Raw genomic sequence first — 23,798 nt, forward strand, 5'->3', positions numbered from 1 at the left:
AACTCGGGAATCATGCCATAATTGAGATCTGAAATTATCCATTTTGAGCTGTACTTGTGGAACCTTCAAGTACAGATTCGGTCAAGGATTGGGGTTAACCCAAACTTGACCGATTTTTTTTTAGGGAGTCGGGAGTCGGGAGTCGGGAGCGGTGCGACCCGTGGCGAATTTAATTCTTAATGGGTCAAGGGCACCGAGGGAGTCGGGAGTGTGGGGAGGGTGGGAAGTGTAACGTCTATGTTAACGGTTGTTATTACTTAGCCTGCGCCCTACAATAAAAAGCGGGAACAAAAAAATGTGAGCCAGCTGCAATTACCCCTAGATCAGGTAATCAGCTATCAGCTATCAGCGTGTCGCGTATCAGCTGATGCCCTTGGCTGACGGCTGACGGCTGACTGCTGAATGCTTACAGTCAAGCTTTTCGAGCTTAGTAGTACAAATCTATAAAATCAACTATATAACTATATAAGCTGCAATAACAATTAAGTTTAATTTTTGCTTCTTTGACCCACAAAGTAAATGACTAATCCTCCCTTAGATGAGGCTCTCAAGACTTACGAAATAGCCCTTGAACACCTTGAAGATTCAGCATCACCGATGTCTGAAAAGCAAATTATCGTGGTTTTAAATGCTAGGGATTTTGTTCAGGCTGTTGGTCAGGCACAAGTTTACCCTTCTTATCACCAACAAAAAAAGCTTGTTGCCTTGGATGTGCGCCTCAAACAAAATGCTTGGCAGATCAGCAAAGTTATTGATTTTGCCAGCTGGCGAACTAGTTTGGAACCCCCAGACACAGCTTGGTGGTGGCATTTAGAAACAGAAGCGGAGCTTGCCCGCTGGCAATGGTGGGATTGGTTATGGCGAGGATTGAGCATTGCTGGCTGGACGGCGAATCTTGGCTTGTTAATCGACCTTCTGCCTCGTTTTTTGATAGCAGGCACTGGATTTGCGGGAGCAGTAGCAATTGCTTTTCCCAGTCTTTTGACCGTATTACAAGGGATCAGCGAACTAACGGAAACCGGACAAGAAGGATTTGATAAATTATTAATCCGACTGGGTATTCCCAAGCATTTTCATGCGGAAGCCCAGCTCGGGGCGACGGAGTTATTACTGGTAATCTTACTAGGTTTTCACTTTTATCTGCCCAATTTTTCTAATTTCTCCAATAAAAGAGGTTTTGAAAAGTATAACCAAGGTCAACTAGCCAGTGCTGAAGCCCACTATCAGCAAGCGTTAGCCCTTAATCCTGATAATGTCAAAGCTCACTACAACTTAGCTTTTGTTTACGAAGATTTACAACAGTTTGATAAAGCCAGAACTCAATACCAATTCGCCGTAAAAGGCGGTTTTGTCAAAGCCTATAACAACTTAGGTCGCTTGCATATTCTGAACAACAAACCATCTTTAGCTATACCCCTACTCTTAAAAGGTTTAGCCAAGGCTGAGCAAGCCAGTATCAAAGTTAAATACGACCTGATGAAAAACTTGGGTTGGGCAAGGCTTAAGCAACAGCGCTGGTATGAAGCGGAGAAATTTATCCTGGGTGCTGTTTCTCTAGGAAGTAGTCAAGAAGGTAGTAAACGAATCTCTAATCGCGGTTCAGCCCACTGCTTATTAGCTCAGGTTTATCAAGGACAAAACCAGAAAACCAAAGCCCTGAACCAGTGGCAAAAATGTTGTCAATTCGGCTCAAGTGCTAATCCTGATGAGGATCTGTGGCTGGGCTTAGCTCATAAAAAATTAAAGGAGGACAATCAATCATGTGGTCAAAACAATCGAAAACCTTAATTGCCTTTGCACTGGGGCTAGGTGTGGCAGTTACTTTCATCAAACCTGCCCTGCCTCAAATACCAAGGTTTAACCTAATTATCGCCTTGGGTCCTCCAGGTGAAGTCAAATTCCAGAAGCCCAATTGGTCAAATTTTCAACCAGCTTCTATTGGTTCTGTACTCAGGGGGGATTATCAGCTGTTGGTAGGCTCAAATGCTACGGTTGAAGTGCTGTGTTCCAACTGGACAACCTGGAAACCTGAACCGGGAAGAACTTCCACCGTTAATGAAGGCTGTCCTGCCACCAGAGATAATAGAATAATTCACTCAGAGGATGATACCGCTCCTACTAGGGCAGCAAATAATCAAAACATTCCTTATCTATTAAGTCCGAGGAACACATCCTTACTCGACAACCGACCCACCCTACGCTGGCATCAGGTTGAAGGTGCAGAAAGTTACTCTGTTAGGATTCGTGGACAAGGATTAGATCTAGACTGGAAAACCCACAGTAGGGAGACAGAAATTCTTTATTCAGGGGAACAACCTCTACCACCTGGTTATTATTGGTTAATTGTTGAGACTGACAACGGTCAACGTTCTATAGAGGAAGGGGTATTTGGTTTTCGGGTACTTGATGAAAAGAAAGCTACCACCCTATTAAAAGAAGTAGAGAAACTCCAGCAAAAACAGTTAAGTGAAGAAGCAAAAACCTTAGCCATAGCCCATTTTTACCTCAGCGAAGACTTGAAATATGATGCGATTGATATCCTCGAACAAAGCATCAAAGATGGTAATAATTTGGTAGCCACCTATCAACTGCTAGGGAATACCTACACACAAGTGGGGTTAACTCGACTGGCAAAGGAGCGTTACCTCAAAGGTTTAGAACTGGCTCAAACAGCATCAGATTTAAACAGTCAAGCGGAAATACAAAAGAGTTTAGTGATTATCACCCTAATTCTTGATAGTAAAGAAGAAGCGTTACAGTGGTTAGAGCAAGCCCAGGTCAGTTATCGGGCTTTAGGGGATGAATCAGAAGTGCGTGAATTAGAACAGAATAAAAGTGAAATTTTAGAGGCGGCTCTGGATTTGAGGTAGGGGGTATCGGTATGGTTTCAACTAAATCAAAACGGCCAAAAATTTGGGCAACAGCTCTAGTTAGTCTGATCTCAGTAGGGGTAATTATGCCTTTGCCCACAGTGGGACAAACTACGACGAAACAAGATAGTAGCAACCAACAACTTATCAATCAAATCCCTTACAGGTTAAAATCCTCGGGATTTATCCCTTTGGCTTTTAATTGCTCTAGCAATGCCTTCATGCGAATTCGTTCAAGCTCTAAAGCTTGCTGTGCTTGCTCTGCTCGTTTTGATGCCTGTTGTTTTTCGAGCCTTTCAAGCTCTAAAGCTTCCTGTGTTTGTTCTAAAGCTTCTTCGGCTTGCTCTGCCCGTTGACGTTGTTGTTCTCTCTGCTCACTAATTTCCAAATAGCTAGCAAAAGGCTCACCATTGGGATAATAGAGCACCAATTGAGATGCTACTAACTCAAAGGTAATTCCTAAACGGGGACTAACCCAACCAAGCATCTGAGGGATTGGTTCTAGTTTTTCGGCTGAACGCAACCAGCCTTTTAGTTTGGCTCTATTTGGATCATAGAGATAGTACTCTTCTACTCCATGGGTCCGGTAAAACTTGAGTTTATCGTCTTCTAATTCTTTGATGGTGTTGGTTAATGATGCAATTTCAAAGGTGACTTGGGGATTAAGGTTATCTTCAACCCAGGTTTTATAAGAACGCCGATGCCCTTTGGGTCTACCGATAACTACCATCACATCCGGGGCTTGATTGATTTTGGGTTGTCCTTGTATTGGATACCACAACAAATCCCCAGCAACGAATACATTGGGGTCATCTTTGAAGTGGACTTCCAGGCCATACTTAATGGTGGTAATTAGTTCAAATTGAAGGGTATTGTCGGCCATTGGTTTGCCGTCACTTTCGGGATAGAAGATGTCATCGGTTGTGGGAGTAATTTGCTGAACCATAGGAAAAATTGTTTGGGTTGTAGGGAGTAGGGAGGATCCCCCCTAGCCCCCCTTAATAAGGGGGGAACCTTAATAAGGGGGGAATGGAGTAGGGAAGAGGGAAAAAATTATTTGTATCTCACTCGTGATCAGAATTGCTAGAGATTATAGGTTAAAATCCTCGGGATTTATCCCTTTGGCTTTTAATTGTTCCAGTAATGCTTTCATACGAGTTCGTTCAAGCTCTAAAGCTTGCTGTGCTTGCTCTGCTCGTTGTGATGCCTGTTGTTTTTCCAGCCTTTCAAGCTCTAAAGCTTGCTCCGTTTGCTCTAAAGCTTCCTGCGCTTGCTCTGCCCGTTGGCGTTCTTGTTCTTTTGCCAGCCTTTCGAGCTCTGCCTGTTGTTGAGCCATATCTCTTTGCTCACTAATTTCCAAATAGCTAGCAAAAGGCTCACCATTGGGATAATAGAGTACCAATTGAGATGCTACTAACTCAAAGGTAATTCCTAAACGGGGACTCACCCAACCTCGCATCTGAGGGATGGGTTCTAGTTTTTTTCCTGAACGCAACCAGCCTTTCAGTTTTGTCCGATCTGGGTCATAGAGATAGTACTCTTCTACCCCATGGGTCTGATAAAACTTGAGTTTCTTTTCTTCTAATTCTTTGATGGTATTGGTTTCGGAGGCTATTTCAAAGGTGACTTGGGGATTAAGGTTATCTTCAACCCAAGTTTTATAAGAACGCCGATGCCCTTTCGGTCTACCGATAACTACCATTACATCGGGGGCTTGGTTGATTTTGGGTTGTCCTTGTATTGGATACCACAACAAATCCCCAGCAACGAATACATTGGGTTCATCTTTGAAGTGGACTTCCAGGCCATACTTAATGGTGGTAATTAGTTCAAATTGAAGGGTATTGTCGGCCATGGGTTTCCCGTCACTTTCGGGATAGAAGATATCATCGGTGGTGGGAGTAATTTGCTGAATCATAGGAAAAATTTTCACCAAATACTGGAAGCCTATTCTATCTTATCACACCCTATAAAAAACTACCATTTTAACAGATTTTTTGTAAAGCAAACGTGTTATTATTTAATTGGTGCTTGATCTTAGATTCAACAACTAAGGGATGTGTGATGTTTAATTATAGCAATCTCCCCAAGATTTTCTCTTCAATCTCTTGGAAACTATCTTTGGTACCGGTCTCTTCTGTTCTCTTGCTCCTTGGTGCTTGTCAGAATAGTCAAACGATCAACCAAACAGTCAACCGAGGTTTAGAAATTCGCTTTCTGGCAGGGAGTGACTTAAAAGATTTTTGCGATCGCGCTGCGACCAAACTCAATAACTCCCAGCCTAAACTAGAGGATGGTACTCCCTTTTATCTAACCTGCGATACTAAAGGAAGTGGGGATGTGGTCGATGAAGTTCTTAATCTTACGCAACAATTGCAATCCGGTGCGATCGCTCCTGAAGATTCCCAATTTCCTACTTTAATTTCTGTGGATGGGGAAATTTACCAGAGTCAGCTGATCTTCCAGATTAATAAAATTTTTCCAGGACAGAACTATATCCCAGATTTAACTGAATCACCTCTGCTTGCTTACAGTCCGATGGTTTTTATGACCCAAGCTGATTTAGCCGGAGGTTTAGCAGCAGTGGACGATCTCTATGTTTCCTTGGTAGAGGCGAAAAATCACCAGGATCTAGACTCCAAAGCGGCTCCTTTACCAATAACTTACGTTCACACTGCTCCAACCCGTTCCAATTCTGGCTTGCAAACCCTAGTGGCTCAATTTGCTTCGGTTTCCGGTAAGCGTCCTCAAGAACTCACCATAGCCGATGTTAAAAAATACCAAGATCGGGTTCAGAAAATCCAAAACAAAATCACCCGTTACGGCAAATCTACGGGATCCTTAGCGAAATCGATGGTGAAAAACGGTCCCTTTTGGGCTTCTGTGGGCTCTGTCTACGAATCCTTAGTGATTTCTGCCAACAGCCAAGGTAATAATACGGTTAACTATCAAGCGGTTTATCCTTCTGCTACCTTCAGTTCCAACATCCGCGCCATCCTCCCCAATGCTCCATGGGTGAGTGAAAAAGAGAAAGCAGCAGGGGAAAAAGTTATTGAATTCCTACGGCAACCAGAAACCCAAAAAATTGCGGTAGACTTGGGCTTACGTCCGGGGATTCCAGGGGTGCCCCTTGGCAGTAAGTTTTCCCCTCAATTTGGGGTACAAGCTAATCCTCAATACGATTCCTACCGTCCTCCTAAACCGGAAGTGGTAGAAGCGATGTTGCAAAGTTGGCAAAGCTACGCCAAAAAACCTTCCCAAGTTGCTTTAGTCGTAGATGTTTCCGGTTCTATGAGAGGTGAGAAACTCTCGGGTGTGCAGAATACGTTACTGAACTACGTGCAGAATCTCGGTTCAAGGGAAAAGATTGCCATTATTCCTTTCAGTAATGAGATTAAGCAGCCATTTATGGTGGAAGGAACACCCCAAGGAAAAGCTGAGGGGATAAAATTTATCGGTAGTCTGAAAGCTGGGGGAGGAACTCGATTATATGATAGTGCTATTTTTGCTCGGAACTGGTTAAAACAAAATTTTAAAACAGACGCGATTAATGCGGTGTTGATTTTGACCGATGGTCAGGATTCTGGCTCAGAAATCACTCTCGATAACCTCTCAAAACAATTACAAAGCAGTAACTTTGAAGCGGAGGAAAGTATTGCTTTTTTCACCGTCGGTTACGGCAAACAAGGAGAATTTAGTCCTAAAGTCCTGCAAACAATTGCTGAACTAAATGGGGGCTATTATCGTCAGGGCAATCCCGAAACAATTTCTAATTTAATCGCAGATTTACAAGTTGAGTTTTAAGTACAGCAGTTTTCAATTGGGTGAGGTACAGATTCTTGGGTTTTAGGGAACAGGGAACAGGGAACAGGGAACAGGGAAAAAAATTTAGATGTACCTCATTAAAATAGTTAACCATATATAGTTAAAGTAAATTATCAGTCGCTGATTACCGATTACTAAACCCATGTTAACCTTTGCAAATCCTCTTCATTATCCCCTAGCGGTCTTAGCAGGAGGTGTAGTCCTGGCGATCGCAGTACGAGTTGCTCGACTTCCGAGCCCCATTGCTATTCCCCTAGCAGGAGTGGTCACGGTGGCTAGTGCCACTGTTCTTAAGCAAAAGGAAAGTCAACCACGCCCGACCCTACAAAACCCTGCTTTGGAAAGGGAATTACAACAGGTACGACAACAGGCTCAACTGATTGCTCAAAAAGCAGAAAGCCTGCGCTCAGAATCGGAAAAACTTGCCCTTGCTACCACCGAAATGGAGCTACTTTCTACTATTCAATTCGCATGCGATCGCGCTTTGGAATTACCCAGCAAAATTGATCAATTCTCCCAACGTCTCCATGGTACAGACTCCCTGCTTTCAGTAACCGATTTACAGCAGCAGTTGCAAGAGGTAGAAGCCAAACAAAATAATAGTTCTGGAGTCGCTAGGCAACAATTACAACAATTAGCGACCAGCTTAAACCACAACATTACCCTTGCCCGACAAGGGGAAGATGCCAGACAAGCCCAGGTGATTGCTCTAGCTACTTTGATTACCGATACAGCAGGAGTTCTACAACAGTTGCAGAATAGCCTGCGGACAAGCAATTTACAAGATGCCCAAACAGTGGAAGAATTGCGCTCCCTCAGTACGGAATTGGCAGGTTTTCAAGACAATATGGCTCTTTTCCTATCTTAACTTGATAGTAAGCTATCAGCTATCAGCTATCAGCTATTAGCTATCAGCTATCAGCTATAGCGGTTTTCAATACCCAATTGCAAACTGCTTTAAATAACTTAAGTTTAATACCAACTGATCTATTCCCTGTTCCCTGTTCTCTGTTCCCTATTCCCTCTTCCCTCTTCTCTGTTCCCTATTCCCTGTTCCCTAAAAAACCAGAAATATGTACTCAATAAAGTCGCAAATCGTTATAAATCATGGATAATAAAACCACTAAAACAATTACCTCCCTGGGGATTATCGCTGTTTCCCTAGGCATTGCCTACGCTCCTTTACCAGGGGGAAATCAAACCCTTTATGTGGTAAGTGGAACAGAATTGCAAGAACCCCTCGCTGTTCTCGAACAACGTTTTGAAGAAACCCATTCTAATATTAACATCGAATTTAAATTCCAAGGCTCCCAGGAATTAGTCAATCGCTATCTCGATGAAAAGAATGATTTTAAACCCACAATTTTAATTCCCGCTAATGGGGTTTTGTTGAATGAGTTAAGCGTCCGCTGGCAAGCCCAAAACACTAGTGAAGCCTTTTATGATAACCCCCAACCCATTGCCAAAACCCTCTTAGTAGGTATTGCTTGGCCAGAACGGGGACAAGTTCTATTTCCCGATGGTCGTTTTCAATGGTTAAGACTGGAAAATGCCATGAAAAAGCGCAATTGGCAGGAGATTGGAGGCAATCCTAACTGGGGGAGTTTTGACTTTGTGACTACCGATCCTAATCGTTCCAATAGCGGACAACTGACCTTAAGTCTTTGGACACAGAGTAATTCTGGGGGCGCAACCTTATCCCCAACTAATTTTAATAGCTCGGAAACTCAATCTCTGTTCAGTTTAGTCAAGCGGTCTGTCTATCAACCGCCACGGTCAACAGACACTCTATTGCAAGAGTTTATTGCCCGTGGTCCCAATGAGGCAGATGTTGCTACTGTATATGAAAGCATTGCCCTCTACCGTTGGGAACAGGTAGCCCAGACTCAAAGCAAGCCCTATCAGATTTATTATTTTAATCCCACCATTGAAACGGTTTCCACCGCAGCCATTGTCCGCAGAGATGTGAACTCGCAACAGGTAAAAGCAGCACGGAAATTCCTCCAATTCCTAACTGCTCCAGAACAACAAAAAACCTTTGTGCAATACGGTTTTCGTCCTGTGATTGGGGGTATTGATTTGCAATCTGTCTCCGGGAGTCCTTGGACAAAAGGTATTCCCGGTGCAAAAACTGACCCTAATTTAAAAACCTTAGCACCACCAAATTCTGAGGTGATTGGGGAAATTCAACGGATGTGGAATCGGGTGCAGTAGGGAGTCGGGAGTCGGGAGTCGGGAGTCGGGAGTCGGGAGTCGGGAGTCGGGAGTCGCGAAACTCCCTTATTAAGGTGCTGCATCGCTATTCCCTATTCCCTGTTCCCTATTCCCTATTCCCTGTTCCCTGTTCCCTGCTCCCTGCTCCCTTTGCTTTATATCGATTAATCTTTCTTAACAAAAAAGGTACCCGCAAGGGTACTGTTAAAGCTGTATCAGGTCCAATAGTATAGAAAGACGCACCAGTACAGAGTTGGTATACATACTCGGAATAACTAGGAGCAGATATGACTAAAAATTTACCAAGCTATGAACGGATTTTTGGCGAAATTGACTTCAAGAAAGGCGATGAAGCCCGTTCAGTTTATTCTCCTGCTGCTTATTTAGCTGATTTATTACAACTGTTGGATGATGAGTTTAAGGAACACGGGTTTGACCAGCGTCGCAGCGATATCAAGGAAATACTGCTGGATGCTAAAAATACCTTTGATATGCTACCTTACCTGGATCGAGTCAATGAGATCCTAGCCTCTAAAATCAAGAACGATTCAACTGCCAAGGAAGAGGCATTTGAACAGATTCGCAAAGCAGTTTATCCCTTTAACCTGCCCCAAGATATTGACTACGCCACAGTCAAGGTTTATCTTCAGCATCTTGGTGTCAAAGCAGAGGAACTTTATAGATTGCTTGATGAGATGCCACAGCAAGAGCTGTTGGCAAAAGCCTATTTAGGGATCTTAGAACAAGAGTGGGCGACTCTGATCGAAACACCTCGTAAGGGCGATGATCTCGCAGAGTGTTATGGCGTTGCTAAGCTATCAGACCTAAAGGATTCAGTTAGTAAATATATTATTGTAGATAAGTTTATTGCAGCTACCGGCATCAGTGAACTAGAACTTCGAGAACTTTTATTTCAAAATCTTAATAAAAATAGTGAAGAATTTCAGTACGCTAATTTCTTCAAATTTTTCTGTAATGACCCTCAAATAGGTGCTGCTGATCTAACTGAGGATGAAGAACGCATTAAGTGGCAAAGTAAAGGCTCTACATCGATTGAGTTCTGGTTAGACCGTGCTAACCGCTTCATCCGTCTCGCTAAGAAAACCGGGTTCACGTTTATTGAGCTGGATATCATCCTACGTAACTGCTGTAACAATCAGTTAAACGCAGAAGCGCTTACCCCTATCGCAGTTGTTCACTGGCTCAAGGCTAAGCTGGAACTGGAAGTTGATGAGATTTGTGCCTTTTTTGCTCCGATGAATATCCTCGGGCAAGGTAATGAGGAGATGCCCATTGACCTGTTTAACCGCGTTTACAATAACCCCTGTGCCATCGCCGATAAACAGTATATCTGGAATCACGCCAATATTCCTCAACAATTTTATGCCCTAGGACTTTCCAGGATTGAATTCAAACTAGATATTCTCGATACATCCAATGACGGTTATCGAAAAAGGGTTGCCCACTCTCTAGATTTACCTACCAAGCAACTGACCTACTTAATTAAAAAGTTTCGTAGCCACTTGGATAACGATGAGCTTTGGAACACTGGGGATCAAGAAACGTCAATGCTTACCACTTTCTACCGTGTGAGTAAGCTAGCGAATATCTGTGAGATTTCCCTGGAAGAGCTATTTATTATTTTCGATATTTTAGAAAAAGACCCCGCTGTTCGTCAATTTCAAAATTGCCACGTTTTAATAGACTTTAAGATAGATCAGCGGGATTGTTATCAAATAATATCCAACGATAATGTTCAAGACTCCATGTGGTTGATTCAAGTCGTTTATGGATTGACCCAATGGATGCAAAAGAACGACTTTTCTGCCCATGACTTGTTAAAAATAACCAGTGGTGCTTATGTCGATAAAATCGACTTGAAGAAAATTGATGACACCATGCCGGTTAAGAAAGTCAAAACCCAAAAGGAGATTGACGACCAAGAGCAACTGGCGTTATTCAATAGTTGGCATCAAGCTTTTAAACCCTTACATTTTAAAGAGTCATTACTAAAAGAAGCTGGGCTCGACAGCCGGACATCACGGCTGGTTTACGAAACCTTAAGCGATCGCAACTATCATCTGACTAAGAAAGAGCCTAGGCTGATTTCCTTTGAGGCTAATCTTGTCAAAAAAGCGGCCATCGACGCTGTTAATAAAATTGACACCATTACCGAGAAAGATTTCTTAGGCTTGGGGATTGGGGAAAAAATAGCCGATAAAATCTATGACAATTTGATTCATAAAGGTCACTTGAATACTCAAGGCAGGCTGATTGAAGACAAACTCACTACCGATGTAAGTAAATTCCACATTGATACAGATTTTACCCCGATTCGGTCTGAGCTGTTCAATCAAATTAGCAAGCTCCATCAAGACCATGATGATGTTTCTATTTATCCTTCTGATCTCAAACCCTTGGGCTTACAAGAATTTGAATCTAGAGAGCTCTACCATAATCTAATTTTTAACGGTTATATCGATGATCAAGGTGCCCTAGTTGAAAAGTCATTCTTCGAGGATTCTGATAATGAAGATAATTTTGAAGTTAATGCCAATATCGGTACCCAGTCAAAAGATGTATTCGAGATTCTGTCTAAGCGGAGTCAGGAGATAAAACTACACAAAATTGCGGTTAACAAAGGTATCTTTTCTGAGTTACCACTAACCGAGCTCGAAGTGGATGATTTGATTGAAAATCTCAAGTTTAACGACTATATCGATGAAGACGGGCATTTTGTCGATAACCTGAAACTAACTCAGCTCCCACTCAAAGATTTTTCCCTGGCGTTGCAATTCTATCCCCATAGAACAGCGATATTATCAGCCTTAAAGCAACATCTTGAAAAAAATCTGTCTAGTTATCTTCAGTTTAGCCGAGAGGATTTTATTAAGGTTGCCGAAAAGATTGTGGCCAGATGGTCTTTCCAGGCGGTAAACTACCACTTTCTAGAAGGGGGTAAAATAGCCGAAAAACATAAAGCATTTTTCAGAGAAGAAGAAAATTTCCAAAACTTCGATATTTGGTGGTCATTCGAGCCCACTGATAACCGGGTTGTGTTTAATACTTTGCGCAATATCGTACTGCTATCAGACAAGCTACAGTTAGTGGATCATCCACTAGATCAGCTGGGCTTCAGTAGCAGCGAAAAAGAGGAATTATTTGACCTTCTGATCAGTTTAGAGCACATCACCGATGACCGGAAAATCCCAGAGGATAAGCTTGACTATTTCCTAAATATCGACAATGCCCTGGCCATATCCCTAGAAGCATTTGAAGATTACAATAAAGATGTATTCTTTTTATTGCATGCCATTGCTAAAGAGCAATCGGCGATGGTTAATCAGGTAGTTAGCCAGATTAAAACCCTAGCTGAACAACAAGAAACCTTTATCTATAAACAGTTAAAGCAGACGTTTAACCTTAATGTGGACAGTATGCGAGTGATCTCTGCTGAGATGTTTAAAGGCAGTGATCATATTGCATCTGAATGGTTGTTACCCTTATTAAAGGCTGAAGATCTTCTGGGCAATATTACCACACTGCCCAAAGAACAACGGTTCAATACTGCCTATCGCCGAACTCAACAGTTTGCCTTGCTAGCCAATAAACTCAAACTGACTAAAGAAGATGTTGAGCTAGTCTTTTACGATCAAAGTATAGTGGAGAAGTTTCCTGAACAGCTGGAACTTCCCCAAAAATCTAAACAAGAATCTACACCCATTACCACATTTGATGCCCTCCTGGAGAGCACCCATGGCAAGATCTACTTGTTCAAAGGTAACCGATATTGGATTTATGATGGCATAACCTATGAATTAGAAGAAGAAGACGGAAAGGAACTTAAAGAACTTTCAGTTCACTTTGCCGGTAAAACCATTGATGCGGCTTTTGTGGACAATGAAGCTCGAAACGTGATTATCGCAGGCGGAAAATACTATCAGCAAGCCAAAGATAGTAAAGTTTGGGAACTAAAAGAACGAGAATGGGGTAAGCTCCATAATAACTTCCAGAACCTGGATAAAATTGATGCCGCTTATACCGATAGTAGTGGATACACCTATCTCTTTTCAGGGGAAGAATATGTCCGCCAATCAAAGGAAAGCAACTATATCGATGAAGGCTATCCTAAAACTATAGCCCAACACTGGAAAAATGAACCAGGTAACGAACAATTACCAAAAATATTTCAAGAATCCATAGATGCTGCCTTTGTCGGGCATGATGGTAAGACCTACTTATTTAAAAACGATCAATTTGTTAGTTCAGAGGACCTGACTAAAGCCCAGAGTATTATGGCTAAGTGGGGGCGGACGCAAAATAATCTGAAAACTACCGGCAAAGTGGATGCAGTTTATATCGATGGTAGTCAGATCATGATCTTCTGCGGCGATCAGATATTTAGCTTTAAGGATTGCCTTGAAAATGATGGAGTGATGCCGACGGAAGGGTTCCCTAAACTCATTAAAGAACACTTTAACAATCTTCCTGCTGAGTTCCACCAAGATATTGATGCGGCTTTTAAAGATAAAAATGAAGTACTTTACCTATTTAAAGACAAAAAATCTATAACCGTTGACTCAGCCGGTAATCGTAACGGCCCCGTAGAGATTAAGGAGAAATGGGGTAAAACCTTAAACCCCATAACCAATGGTAAAGTGGATGCCGCCTTTGTTGGTCTTGATGGCAAAACCTATCTCTTCAGCGGCAATCAGTATTTCCGTTATTCCAGTGATGACTATTCCGAAGTCGATGCAGGGTATCCGAGAACGATCGCATCTGACTGGGGGGGATTAGAACAAGTTAATGCAGCCTTTGTCTTGGATGGAAAGACTTATTTATTCGATAAGTCTACTTCAAAACCGAAGTATGTTCGCTATTCAACTAATGACTACAAAGAAGCAGATGAAGGGTATCGGGAGCCAAAACTTGTCAATGATAACTGGTGGAATCTGCCTCAGCATTTAATTAATGCTGGTTTTGCAGCAGTTGATGCGGTTTTCACAGATTATAATGGCAGCCACTATCTATTTTCTGGCAACCAATTTATCCACTCTGATGCTATGCACCGTTGGTGGTCAGAGCCGCAAACTATTTCCGAAAAATGGGACGACATCCCCTTTACTAAAATACATGCAGCCTTTACCGGAAAAGATGGAAAAACCTATTTCTTTTCTGGCAATGAGTATGTTCGTTTTTCAGACAAAGAGTTTTGTCATTTGGACAACGGCTATCCCAGAACAACTAACAAATTCTGGGGCAACATCAAAAATAATATTTTAGAAACCGGCAAGATTGATGCGGCGGTGCGACTGCATTCTGAATGGGAGGAGGAAGTTAAAGGTCAAACTGAGACTCAGAAGCAAAGCGCAATTCATACTTATCTATTTTCCGGTTCACAATTCTTCCGATACACAGATGACAATTACGAGAATGTTGAATCTGGTTATCCGAAGTCAATCAAAGATGCTTTAGCCGATGAGCCTCGCTTTAAACAGCTAAAGGAAGATAAAGAGAGTCTCGCCTTAGTCGAAAAATTGACTGCCGCGTTTGCTGATCAGCGTAATGTTTATCTTTTTGCTGATCAACAGCTTCGCGTCATTTCCAATAGCAGATCAAAAACCTACAAAGACTACACTAATGCAACCTATGTAATTCAATGTGCCTTTATTCAAGACGGCTCGGTTTACATTGAGAGCCAAAACAGAGGTTGGGAGCATAGTACTAGCTTAGAAGGCGTAAAGTGGGACCGACTTAACAAACAGCCTGAATGGTTCACTAAACTCCCTAATGATTTCAAATCGGGTATAGACGCTGTACTCAAAGGCACAGATGGTAATACCTATCTATTCAAAGGTAATCGGGTTTACAACCGATTGCTAGATGAAACCAGGGAGATAAAAGAAGAATGGGGGCGCGTAGCCAACCGCATCTATGAATCTGGACAGGTTGATGCTGGACTCGTGGGCCGGGATGGAAAAACTTATCTGTTTTCACAGGATCAGTTTTTTACCTATGAAAATAATAAACCCATGGATAACCCAGCGTCGGAACTACCGGAAATGATCAAAGATCATTGGGGTGGGTTAACTCGTGTCGCTCATGCTTATGTTCTCGATGGTAAGACCTATCTACTAGAACCCCCTAATGAAGATGGCGAGTTCCGATATGTTTGTTACTCATCCAACGACTACACAGAACCCGATACCGAAAACCCCATACAAGCCGACCAGAGTTTTTGGAATATTCCCCAGGACTATCAAGAAGCGGGTTTTGACCAGGTTGATGCGTTATATGTAGATGGTGACAATCTGATCTTGATCCATGATGGTGAATTCCTGGAATACAATCCCGAAAATGATTATTGGTCTTATCCTAAGTCTCTAGATAAGTTGTGGAAGGGGATTGATTGTGATAATCACGTCATTGAGGAGTTAACCACTGTCTTCGTTGATCAAAGCGGTGCTATTCATTGTTTCAACCCTGAGTGTTTCTTAACTATTACCCCTGGTTCAACTAATCCAGAGCCTAAGATCCACAGAACACGAGATCATTGGGGGCTGGTTAAGAATGTTTTAACCGAAAAAGTAGATGCTGCGGTTGTTGATACTAAAGGGATAACGTATCTATTCTCAGGTGACCAATACGTCCGTTATTCCAGCGATGACTATCGAGAGATTGATCAAGATTATCCCAAATCTATCGCGATCAATTTACGGAAAGAAGCCAGCTTTAAACATCTACCGGATGAATTTGAAGAGAAGATAGCCCAACAGCAAGCCAAGCTAGCAGCAGTGGTGATCAATCAACGGAATGTGTATCTCGTGATCGATACCACCTTGTTTGTTGCCTCCATGGAACTGGCGGCTAATTACGACCTGACTAAACTGGCTTGCGGTGAACAACCCTTTTTAGCCAATGGTAAAATCGATGCTGCGATCGCCTATCACAATTTATCGGACAAGAAGAGCTATACCTACTTGTTCTCCGGTAACCGTTTTATTCGCTATTCCGGTGACGAATACGAATATATCGACAGCGGCTATCCCAAAACCATTGCTTCTGGGTTACTGGGTGAGCCGATATTACCTCAATCTACTTTCCCTACTGTTCCAGTTGAGTTAGTTGATGGCATCGATGCTGCCCTAAAAGACAAAGATGGGAAAGTTCATCTGATTAAGGATAGACAGGTTTGGGTTAACGATCGCAACACTCAACTTAAGGTAACAGAGACCTGGTTAAAGACCAATAACAATTTTGAGGAACCCGTTACATCAATCGATGCTGCCATTATTGACCAGGAAGGGGGTTTACTCGTCTTTAAAGGCAATCAATATATCCGCTATGGTAGCCCATTACAGAAATATGTTGACCCAGGTTATCCTAAGTCCATTGCCAATAACTGGGGTAATCTGCCCCATGACTTTGAAAGTGGTATTGATGCAGCATTCCAGTTTGAAGGTCATAGCTACTTTGTTAAGGCTGACCACTATGTTCGGTTCATCAATAACAGCCATGAATGTCCTAAGATTATGGGGCCTTATCAGTTTAAGCTGCGATGGGGAGACTGGGCTGATTACCTGATCTCCGATATTAAAGTAATCACCGAGTTTAAACAGCTTAACGATACCTATGCTAGCGGTGATTCCACCTTGACCGATATCCTTCATCCGAAACAAGGCTATACCAAATTGCCCTATTTTGATTTAGCAGAGCTATTTGATTGGGATATCAATCAGCTCAAGTGGCTCAAGAAAAATAATGGCTTTATCCAAAAGCATAATCAATTTGAGAATCGGTTTAATATTGAGCTTATCCTACGGATATTCGATTTCTTCCAGGTTGCTCATAAAATTTCCACAGAGCCTAAGACGCTTTATTCACAACTACTGGTTAAACTCTTTGTAACCAAGGCCCAGTTCAATAGCGGTCAGCAGTATCCCAGTCATAGTAATATCGTTGCTGCCAAAGAGGAGTTAAACAAACTGCTGACCACAACCCACTGTGGTGCAAAAGGGGTGGAGTTGCTACACAACGAAATCCGGGATGAATTGAATCTGATCAAGCGTGATGCACTCTTACCTTATGCTATTCATAAAGATCAAGAGGTAAATAATGCTCGTGAACTTTATCAGAAATTATTAATTGATGTGGAAATGGGCAGCGAGGCATCCACTTCTAAGATCAAAGAAGCGATCGCAGCAGTTCAACTGTTTATGCATCGTTACTTTATTAATCTCGAATCCGCCGAGCTAAAACCAGATCAGGCTCAACGCCGTCAAGACTTGCTGAACCGATGGGAATGGATGAAGAACTATCGGGTTTGGGAAGCCAACCGTAAAGTCTTCTTGTATCCAGAAAACTATATTCGAGCGGAACTCAGAGATACCAAAACCCCAGAATTTAAAGCCTTAGAGCAAGAACTCCTGCAAGGGGAACTGAATGAGGCCAATGTCACCCAAGCCTTTAATCGGTTTATCGACCAATATACCGAGCTATCACAGCTCAAGGTGGCTGGGGGCTATGTGTATGATCATCCCGACAATCCTGATGATAAAAACATAGTTCTGTTTGGTCATACCATCAGTGAGCCTCGACGCTATTATTATCGAAGCGCTACCTTTATCAATGGCGAAACCGACTCAGTTAATTGGCAACCCTGGGAAGAGGTTAATATTCAAATTAATTCCGAGCGGGTTTACCCAGTATATACCCTGAATCGGGTTTATGTTTTCTGGGCTGAAATCGAACAGAAAAGCAGTATAGGTTCAGATACAGGGGTCAATATCAGTTCAGAAAATAACAACACTAAGGTCGAGTCTAACGCTGTCACCGAATCTGTTTTGCAGATTTATTACTCCTATTATGATTTGAACAAAACTTGGGTTCCTGCCCAGAAACTAAATCATCAGATGACATCCAATTACACCATTACTAACTATTTTATAGATTTTAGTGGTTCAGAAAGGAGTAAGGCACTCAATCTGGATAGTATTCTAGTACACTGTCACTATGTGACCGAAAAACAGATTAAACCGAAATTGAATGCAGATGGGTTCGCAGAAAGGGAAGAACTTATTAAGGCGATTGAAAAAGCGTCTGTGGATGGTGACAGTAAAGTCTATCTTAAGGCAACTAACACTGATAGGCTTCATCTGGTCAATTATGAAAAGGATCTTCTAAGTTACGTTAAACGGATTCTTCCTGGAGATGCATTTGAAGCACCAGAAAACCAGTTTAAAATAGTTGAATCTACCCTCGATAAAAATCGCAATGATCTTATTTCTATCAAGTCCACTGCAACAGATAAGCCGGATTTCTATCTCAGGCATCAGGGAGATCGAATCAAGCTTCACGAACAAGCAGACGATAATTTATATAAAAATGATTCCAGTTTTCAAATCGTTAAAGGCTTAATTGGTGACGGTTACACCTTCGTATCAGTCAATTATTCCTACGATGTATTGTACTTTGATAATGATGGTGCGATGTGGAAGAAAGACTGGCGAACACTTACGTCTCAGCAAGAAAAACGCCATGCCACCTTCCAAATTATTGCTGATCGCAGAAACGAGGTTAGCAGTTTTAACTTCTATCCCGAAACCAGAGATGTAAAAATTAAGGCAAGTCAGTCTAATACTGCTGGTGTCAACCGTTCTGGTATTGATACCTTTAAAGAATTATTTCCTACTGAAAAAGTGAATAAACTTGAACCCCCTGTACTGTTGCATGTTCCAGAAAACAAAAACTCACTCACCTGGGCATGCTTCTATTACAAAGGGGCGAGCTTCCTGTGTAAACCAGCTTCGGGAGCAACGGATACTTATACGAACGGAGACGTTAAAACACTAGATACTACAAAAGTGTTTACTATGAACGCGGCCTTTGTTGCTAATAATCAGTTGTACGCATTTTCAAAGGAAGGCGAATATACGACAACTAGTATTCCATCAGAGTCAGAGAATAAGAAGATGGAGGATCTTGTTATTTCTTCTGTAGAAGCGACGAAAGATAAGTGGGGTAAGGTCAATAATAATATTCAACAAAATAACCATGTAGACGCTGCAATGGTTAAAGGAGGAAAGACCATATTGTTCAGCGGAGACCAGTACTTCGTCTATTCTACTTCCTTTGAACAGGTTGATGATGGTTATCCAATAAAACTAAGTGAAAATAAAGATAACCTACCCCAGTGGGAATCCATGGACGCTGCCTTTGAATATGGCAATAAGTCGTATTTTATCAAAGGAAATCAGTATGTCACATCCGATGATCTTAACAACCCATTAAAGATTTCGGATAAGCTCTGGCCACCGACTGATGACGCAAAAAGTATTAGAAACGCATTTGATTATGGACAAGATACTTATTTGCATGATACCAGCGGAACTCTCAAGAAGGCGTCAAGTAAAGAAGAGTTACTTAGTAAGCTTGATGGATTATATACTGCTAATATAGAACAACTGAACTTAAGTCAGGTTACCGAAGCGTTTGTGGTTAATGAGGATGCTTTCTTTATCGCCGACAATCAGTTCTACAAAAATAGCTCTACTAGTGATGCCTATCTACTACACTATATTGCTGAAATAAAAAGTTCACGGAGTAAATCCCTCGTCGGGTTATCCATATATGGGGAGCACTTTATTTTAGCGGTTAATGATCCTCAACCGAAACTATTTGTATTTCATAAGGACTTTGCCAGAAATGTTGATGGAAGAAATCAACCCACAAGGTCACCTATGAAAACTATTCATGTTAACGGAGTGCCTTCTAACCAGTTAACAGGAATGTATATTGACTCCCAGGGTCAACTAATGCTTCTTTCTGCGCAAAATTACATAATGGGTCCTAGCTTTAATAAGGTAATGAGTTCATTGCTTATTCCATGGTCTCAACCCAAGAATATTGCAAATTATACATCTAGGGCAGATACTGCCGTTTCATCCATTGACTATGCCTTAACCAAGAGGGATTCCACCGGTAGCCAAATCTTGTATTTGGTGTCTGGCAACCAATACATTAAGTTTGTTGGCGACCCATCATTGTCTCAGCCTGTTACGGGATATCCAAAGAAAATTTCCCAAGGCGGAGAAGATGGTATTCCCAACGAAAATGGAATTAATGCTGCTTTCTTTGGCTCAGATAATAAAATCCGATTTTTCCAAGGAAATATTTATTTCACATCTGATAATGCCTCGGATACAAAGACCATTAAGAAGGATTGGGGAAAAGTAAAAAATAACATCCAAGATGGTAAAGGTGTGGTTGATGCAGCTTTTACTCACAACGAAAAAACATACCTCTTTTCCGGGGACCAGTATTATCGTTACCAGGGTACTGAGTTCGATAATGTCGAACCGGGATATCCTCGACTATTGAGGAATAATACGGAAGGGTTGCCTCGATGGAATGGACCGGTTCGAGCGGTATTTGAATTGGATAATAAGGTTTATCTCTTCGACCATAGTCAATACGCAATTTTCGATCCCGAATCCAAAGCCACCAAAGAAATTAACAATATCCAAGGTAACTGGGTATGGCCCGAGGGATTCGATAAGTTCGACGCTGCCTTTCAATATAATAGTCATGCCTACCTAGTATCAGGAAATGACTATGTGAAGGTTAAGGAATTTGTCACTAAGCAAAATGCTAAGTATGACATCATTCGTTTGTCTTCGATGACGGGAAGTAAATTGAGTCAAAAATTGTTTGCCCATGGCATTGATGACCTATTTAGCCTACAGAATCAGGAAATCGATGAAGTCCCGAAGTTTACTAAAGATGGCGAAAGTGGGGAGACAATAATTCAAGTGAACCCCACAAGGGTCGAAACCCTCCCCTTACATTCACACTTGGAGTTTCGGGGTGCAAATGGCCTTCACTATTGGGAACTCTTCTTCCACGCGCCTTTGCTGATTGCTCAATCTCTGAATACTCAACAGAAGTTTGAAGAAGCGAAGAAATGGTTTGAGTACATATTTGACCCGACCGATGAAGTGGAATATTGGAAGTTCTTGCCGTTCTTATCAGTGGATATTGAGGCTTTGATTGCTCGGATCAAGTCTTATGCTAGGGCATTAAACCTGAATGCATCCGCAGTCATTGGCTTGCTTCAACCCGAAAAGGACAAGAAAAAGTTTGAAGAAGCGTTTGAAGGAAAACGCGAGCTTTCCAGTGCAGACAGGACTCAGTTGGCAAACTTGCCTACAGAACTAGCAGATACCGAACTGAAAAAGACTATCGATAATAAAGTCAAAAATGCTCAGGAGAATAAGCTTCTGATTGACCTTAATACCAAAGCTCTATCCGAAACCTTGGAGATAGTTAAACGACTTCCGATCCGATATGGATTTATGGTTCCTGATGAAACCAGCAGTCAGCCCCAAATCCAAGCCTACCTGAAAGACCCCTTCGACCCTCATGCCATTGCCCGACTGAGACGGATTGCCTATCGACGCACCACAGTGATGGCCTATATCGATAATCTGATCGACTGGGGGGATCAACTGTTCCGTCAGTACACCCGTGAGAGTATCAACGAAGCCCGGATGCACTATATCTTAGCTTACGATCTCCTCGGACAAAAACCCGAAAATACCGGCACCAGACTATTGTCTGATTCAAAACCCTTTGGGCGTAATGGCAACAATGGGATTGAAGGCATTCATGATAAAGGCGCGGAGGCAGATAGTAGTCAATATGACTTTTTGTTTGATGTGAGTAGGAAAGACCCAGATGAAAAGAGTCTAACCTTCGCGGCTAATATTCATAGCTCGGTCACTCAACCCTACTTCTATATACCCGAAAATCAAAATTTAATTGACTATTGGGATCGGATTGAAGACCGGCTGTATAAAATTCGCCATAGCCTAAACATTATGGGGATTAAGCAACCCTTGCCCTTGTTCCAACCTCCCATTGACCCGATGGCTTTAGTTCGCGCAGTAGCAGGTGGCGGTGGCATCGGTGGCGCGATCGCAGGATTGTCTGTTGCTGTACCTCATTATCGCTTCAACTTTATGTTGAATAAAGCGCGAGAGTTGGTAGGTAAACTCAATCAATTCGGTGGGGATTTGTTGGGAGCGATCGAAAAGAAAGATAGCGAAGCCCTGAGTTTGTTACAAAATCGTCATGAAAAAGAAATTCTCGAAGTTACGAGCCGGATTAAGGAAGCGCAATTAAATGATGCACTAGAAAACTTGAAATCCCTTGAAGAAAATAAGAAAAGTGCTGAAGGGCAACTTGAGCATTATAACAAACTGATTGATCAAGGAATGATTGCTTCAGAAATCGTTCAAATTGCCATGATGACCGCATCAGCTTATATGAACTATGGAATTTCCGGTCTCAAATTTGCAGCAGCGATTAGTGGGGCATCGCCAGAAGTAGCTGTTGGTCCTCCATTTGCCTCTTATATTGAGCACGGCGGTATGCACTTAAGTGACATATTAACTACGACTGCTGATGGTATATCGTCTATTTCGGAAGCAATAAATATGGGAGGTGAGATTGCAGGTCTATTTGCCCAGTATCAACGCACAAAAGAGGATTGGGAGTTACAACAAACAATGGCTGAAAGTGAAATCAAGCAACTGGAAGCCCAAATCGAAGGGGCGAAATTTCAAATCAATGTCGCAAGGCTAGAGATACAGTCAACCGAAAAGGAGATCAAACAAAATGAATCAATGAAACGCTTTATGACCAGCAAGTTCTCAAACGAACAGTTGTATCAATGGATGACGAGCAAGTTATCAGGCTTGTTCTTCCAAACCTATAAGCTAGCCCACGATATGGCAAAATCTGCCGAAAAAGCTTATCAATTCGAGCGCGGTCTTAAAGAGAGTGAGGTTTCGTTCATTGGCGGTATGTATTGGGACAGCTTGCGGAAAGGTTTACTCAGTGGTGATTCCCTAGGGCATGACCTAGACCGCATGGAGAAGGCTTATATTGATACCAATAGCCGTTCTTTAGAAATCGGGAAACATATTTCCTTGGCGGAGCTGGACCCCATGGCCTTTATTCAATTAAAAACCAAAGGCACATGTGAGTTCAACCTCTCGGAAGCCTTATTCGATTACGACTTCCAAGGGCACTATAACCGACAAGTTAAAACGATTGCCATTGAAATCGATGCGGGTGAAGGAAAAACCGTGAATGCCACCTTAACTCAACTCCGTCATAAAACAGTGATGGAACCAGACGTGAAAGCGGTGAAATACTTACTGAATCCCAAAGGTAAGGAACCGATGTCAATCCGCAGCGATTGGCGCACCACTCAGCAAATAGCCTTGGGTGACATAGGAGAATATGACGAACCGAACGGTTTATTTGAACTGCGATTAGATGATGAACGTTTCCTTCCCTTTGAAGGAACAGGTGCGGTATCAACCTGGCGATTAGAGTTAAGCGGTAAGCGTGGCAGCTACAACTTGAACGAACTGAATAAGGTGACTATCAAGTTGAAGTACACTGCCCTTAATGGCGGCAGTGCCTTCGCCAGTGCGGTGAAGGGGATGTTAAAGCCTTATCCCACTGCTGTTTATATCAATATGGCGGAAACATTTCCTCAAGAATGGCAGGCGTTTATTAGTGGGGAAACAGAAGAACTTGAGATTATGGTCAAGCGGGAGATGTTACCCAATTTATCGGGTAGTAAAATTACTGGGTTGGTGCCTCATTATGAAATGCAAGGGGAAGGGCAGGTGAGTTTAATTATGAATGATGATACGGACCTGACGCTGAAGCATGGCAAGTTTAATGAGGCGAATGGGCTGATGCTCCGAAGCTCGGGTGCGACTTGGAATTTTAAAGCGAAGGGGGATAGGAAGAGTTTGAGTAATTTGGGGTTGGTTGTGATGTATAAGGCGGTTGTTTAGACAACCAATACAT

The 23,798-nt window shown here is 42.2% G+C and carries 9 protein-coding genes; 7 read left to right on the forward strand and 2 right to left on the reverse strand.

All coding sequences use genetic code 11. The features are described from left to right. The first annotated feature begins 21 nt into the window (after positions 1–21). From LYNGBM3L_RS44510 to LYNGBM3L_RS28725, 3 genes are all read left to right on the forward strand, one after another. Positions 22–180, forward strand: coding sequence for a hypothetical protein (locus tag LYNGBM3L_RS44510; RefSeq protein ID WP_154659947.1), 159 nt, complete (start codon positions 22–24; stop codon positions 178–180). Between the two features lie 339 nt (positions 181–519). Further along, a complete protein-coding gene (locus tag LYNGBM3L_RS28720) occupies positions 520–1,788 on the forward strand; it encodes a tetratricopeptide repeat protein (protein WP_008189714.1) in 1,269 nt (422 codons plus the stop codon). Then, entirely contained in the window at positions 1,761–2,870 is a 1,110-nt protein-coding gene (locus LYNGBM3L_RS28725; RefSeq protein ID WP_008189716.1) for a tetratricopeptide repeat protein, read from the forward strand. Before LYNGBM3L_RS28720 ends, LYNGBM3L_RS28725 begins: the two co-directional genes overlap by 28 nt. 160 nt (positions 2,871–3,030) lie before the next feature. Here the strand turns inward: LYNGBM3L_RS28725 and LYNGBM3L_RS28730 are convergent, their stop codons facing one another. Both LYNGBM3L_RS28730 and LYNGBM3L_RS28735 read right to left on the reverse strand, forming a co-directional pair. Continuing rightward, positions 3,031–3,816, reverse strand: a complete 786-nt coding sequence (locus tag LYNGBM3L_RS28730) for a Uma2 family endonuclease (protein WP_008189717.1) — start codon at positions 3,814–3,816, stop codon at positions 3,031–3,033. 144 nt (positions 3,817–3,960) lie between these two features. Continuing rightward, positions 3,961–4,788: a Uma2 family endonuclease gene (locus LYNGBM3L_RS28735; RefSeq protein WP_008189719.1), complete on the reverse strand. Its 828-nt coding sequence runs from the start codon at positions 4,786–4,788 to the stop codon at positions 3,961–3,963. A 146-nt stretch (positions 4,789–4,934) separates the two neighbouring features. Between LYNGBM3L_RS28735 and LYNGBM3L_RS28740 the strand changes: the two genes are divergently transcribed. The 4 genes from LYNGBM3L_RS28740 to LYNGBM3L_RS28755 all read left to right on the forward strand — a co-directional run bounded on the left by LYNGBM3L_RS28740 (position 4,935) and on the right by LYNGBM3L_RS28755 (position 23,785). Continuing rightward, positions 4,935–6,674, forward strand: a complete 1,740-nt coding sequence (locus LYNGBM3L_RS28740) for a VWA domain-containing protein (RefSeq protein ID WP_008189721.1) — start codon at positions 4,935–4,937, stop codon at positions 6,672–6,674. 163 nt (positions 6,675–6,837) lie between these two features. Continuing rightward, a complete protein-coding gene (locus LYNGBM3L_RS28745) occupies positions 6,838–7,563 on the forward strand; it encodes a hypothetical protein (protein ID WP_008189722.1) in 726 nt (241 codons plus the stop codon). A 239-nt stretch (positions 7,564–7,802) separates the two neighbouring features. Then, positions 7,803–8,909 (forward strand): substrate-binding domain-containing protein, encoded by a 1,107-nt coding sequence (locus tag LYNGBM3L_RS28750; RefSeq protein WP_008189723.1) that lies wholly within the window; start codon positions 7,803–7,805, stop codon positions 8,907–8,909. Positions 8,910–9,196: 287 nt separating this feature from the next. Next, on the forward strand, positions 9,197–23,785 hold the full coding sequence (locus LYNGBM3L_RS28755) for a hemopexin repeat-containing protein (RefSeq protein WP_008189724.1): 14,589 nt from the start codon (positions 9,197–9,199) through the stop codon (positions 23,783–23,785). Positions 23,786–23,798: the final 13 nt, after the last annotated feature.

Origin of the sequence: Moorena producens 3L (assembly GCF_000211815.1) — a bacterium.
GTDB lineage: Bacteria > Cyanobacteriota > Cyanobacteriia > Cyanobacteriales > Coleofasciculaceae > Moorena > Moorena producens.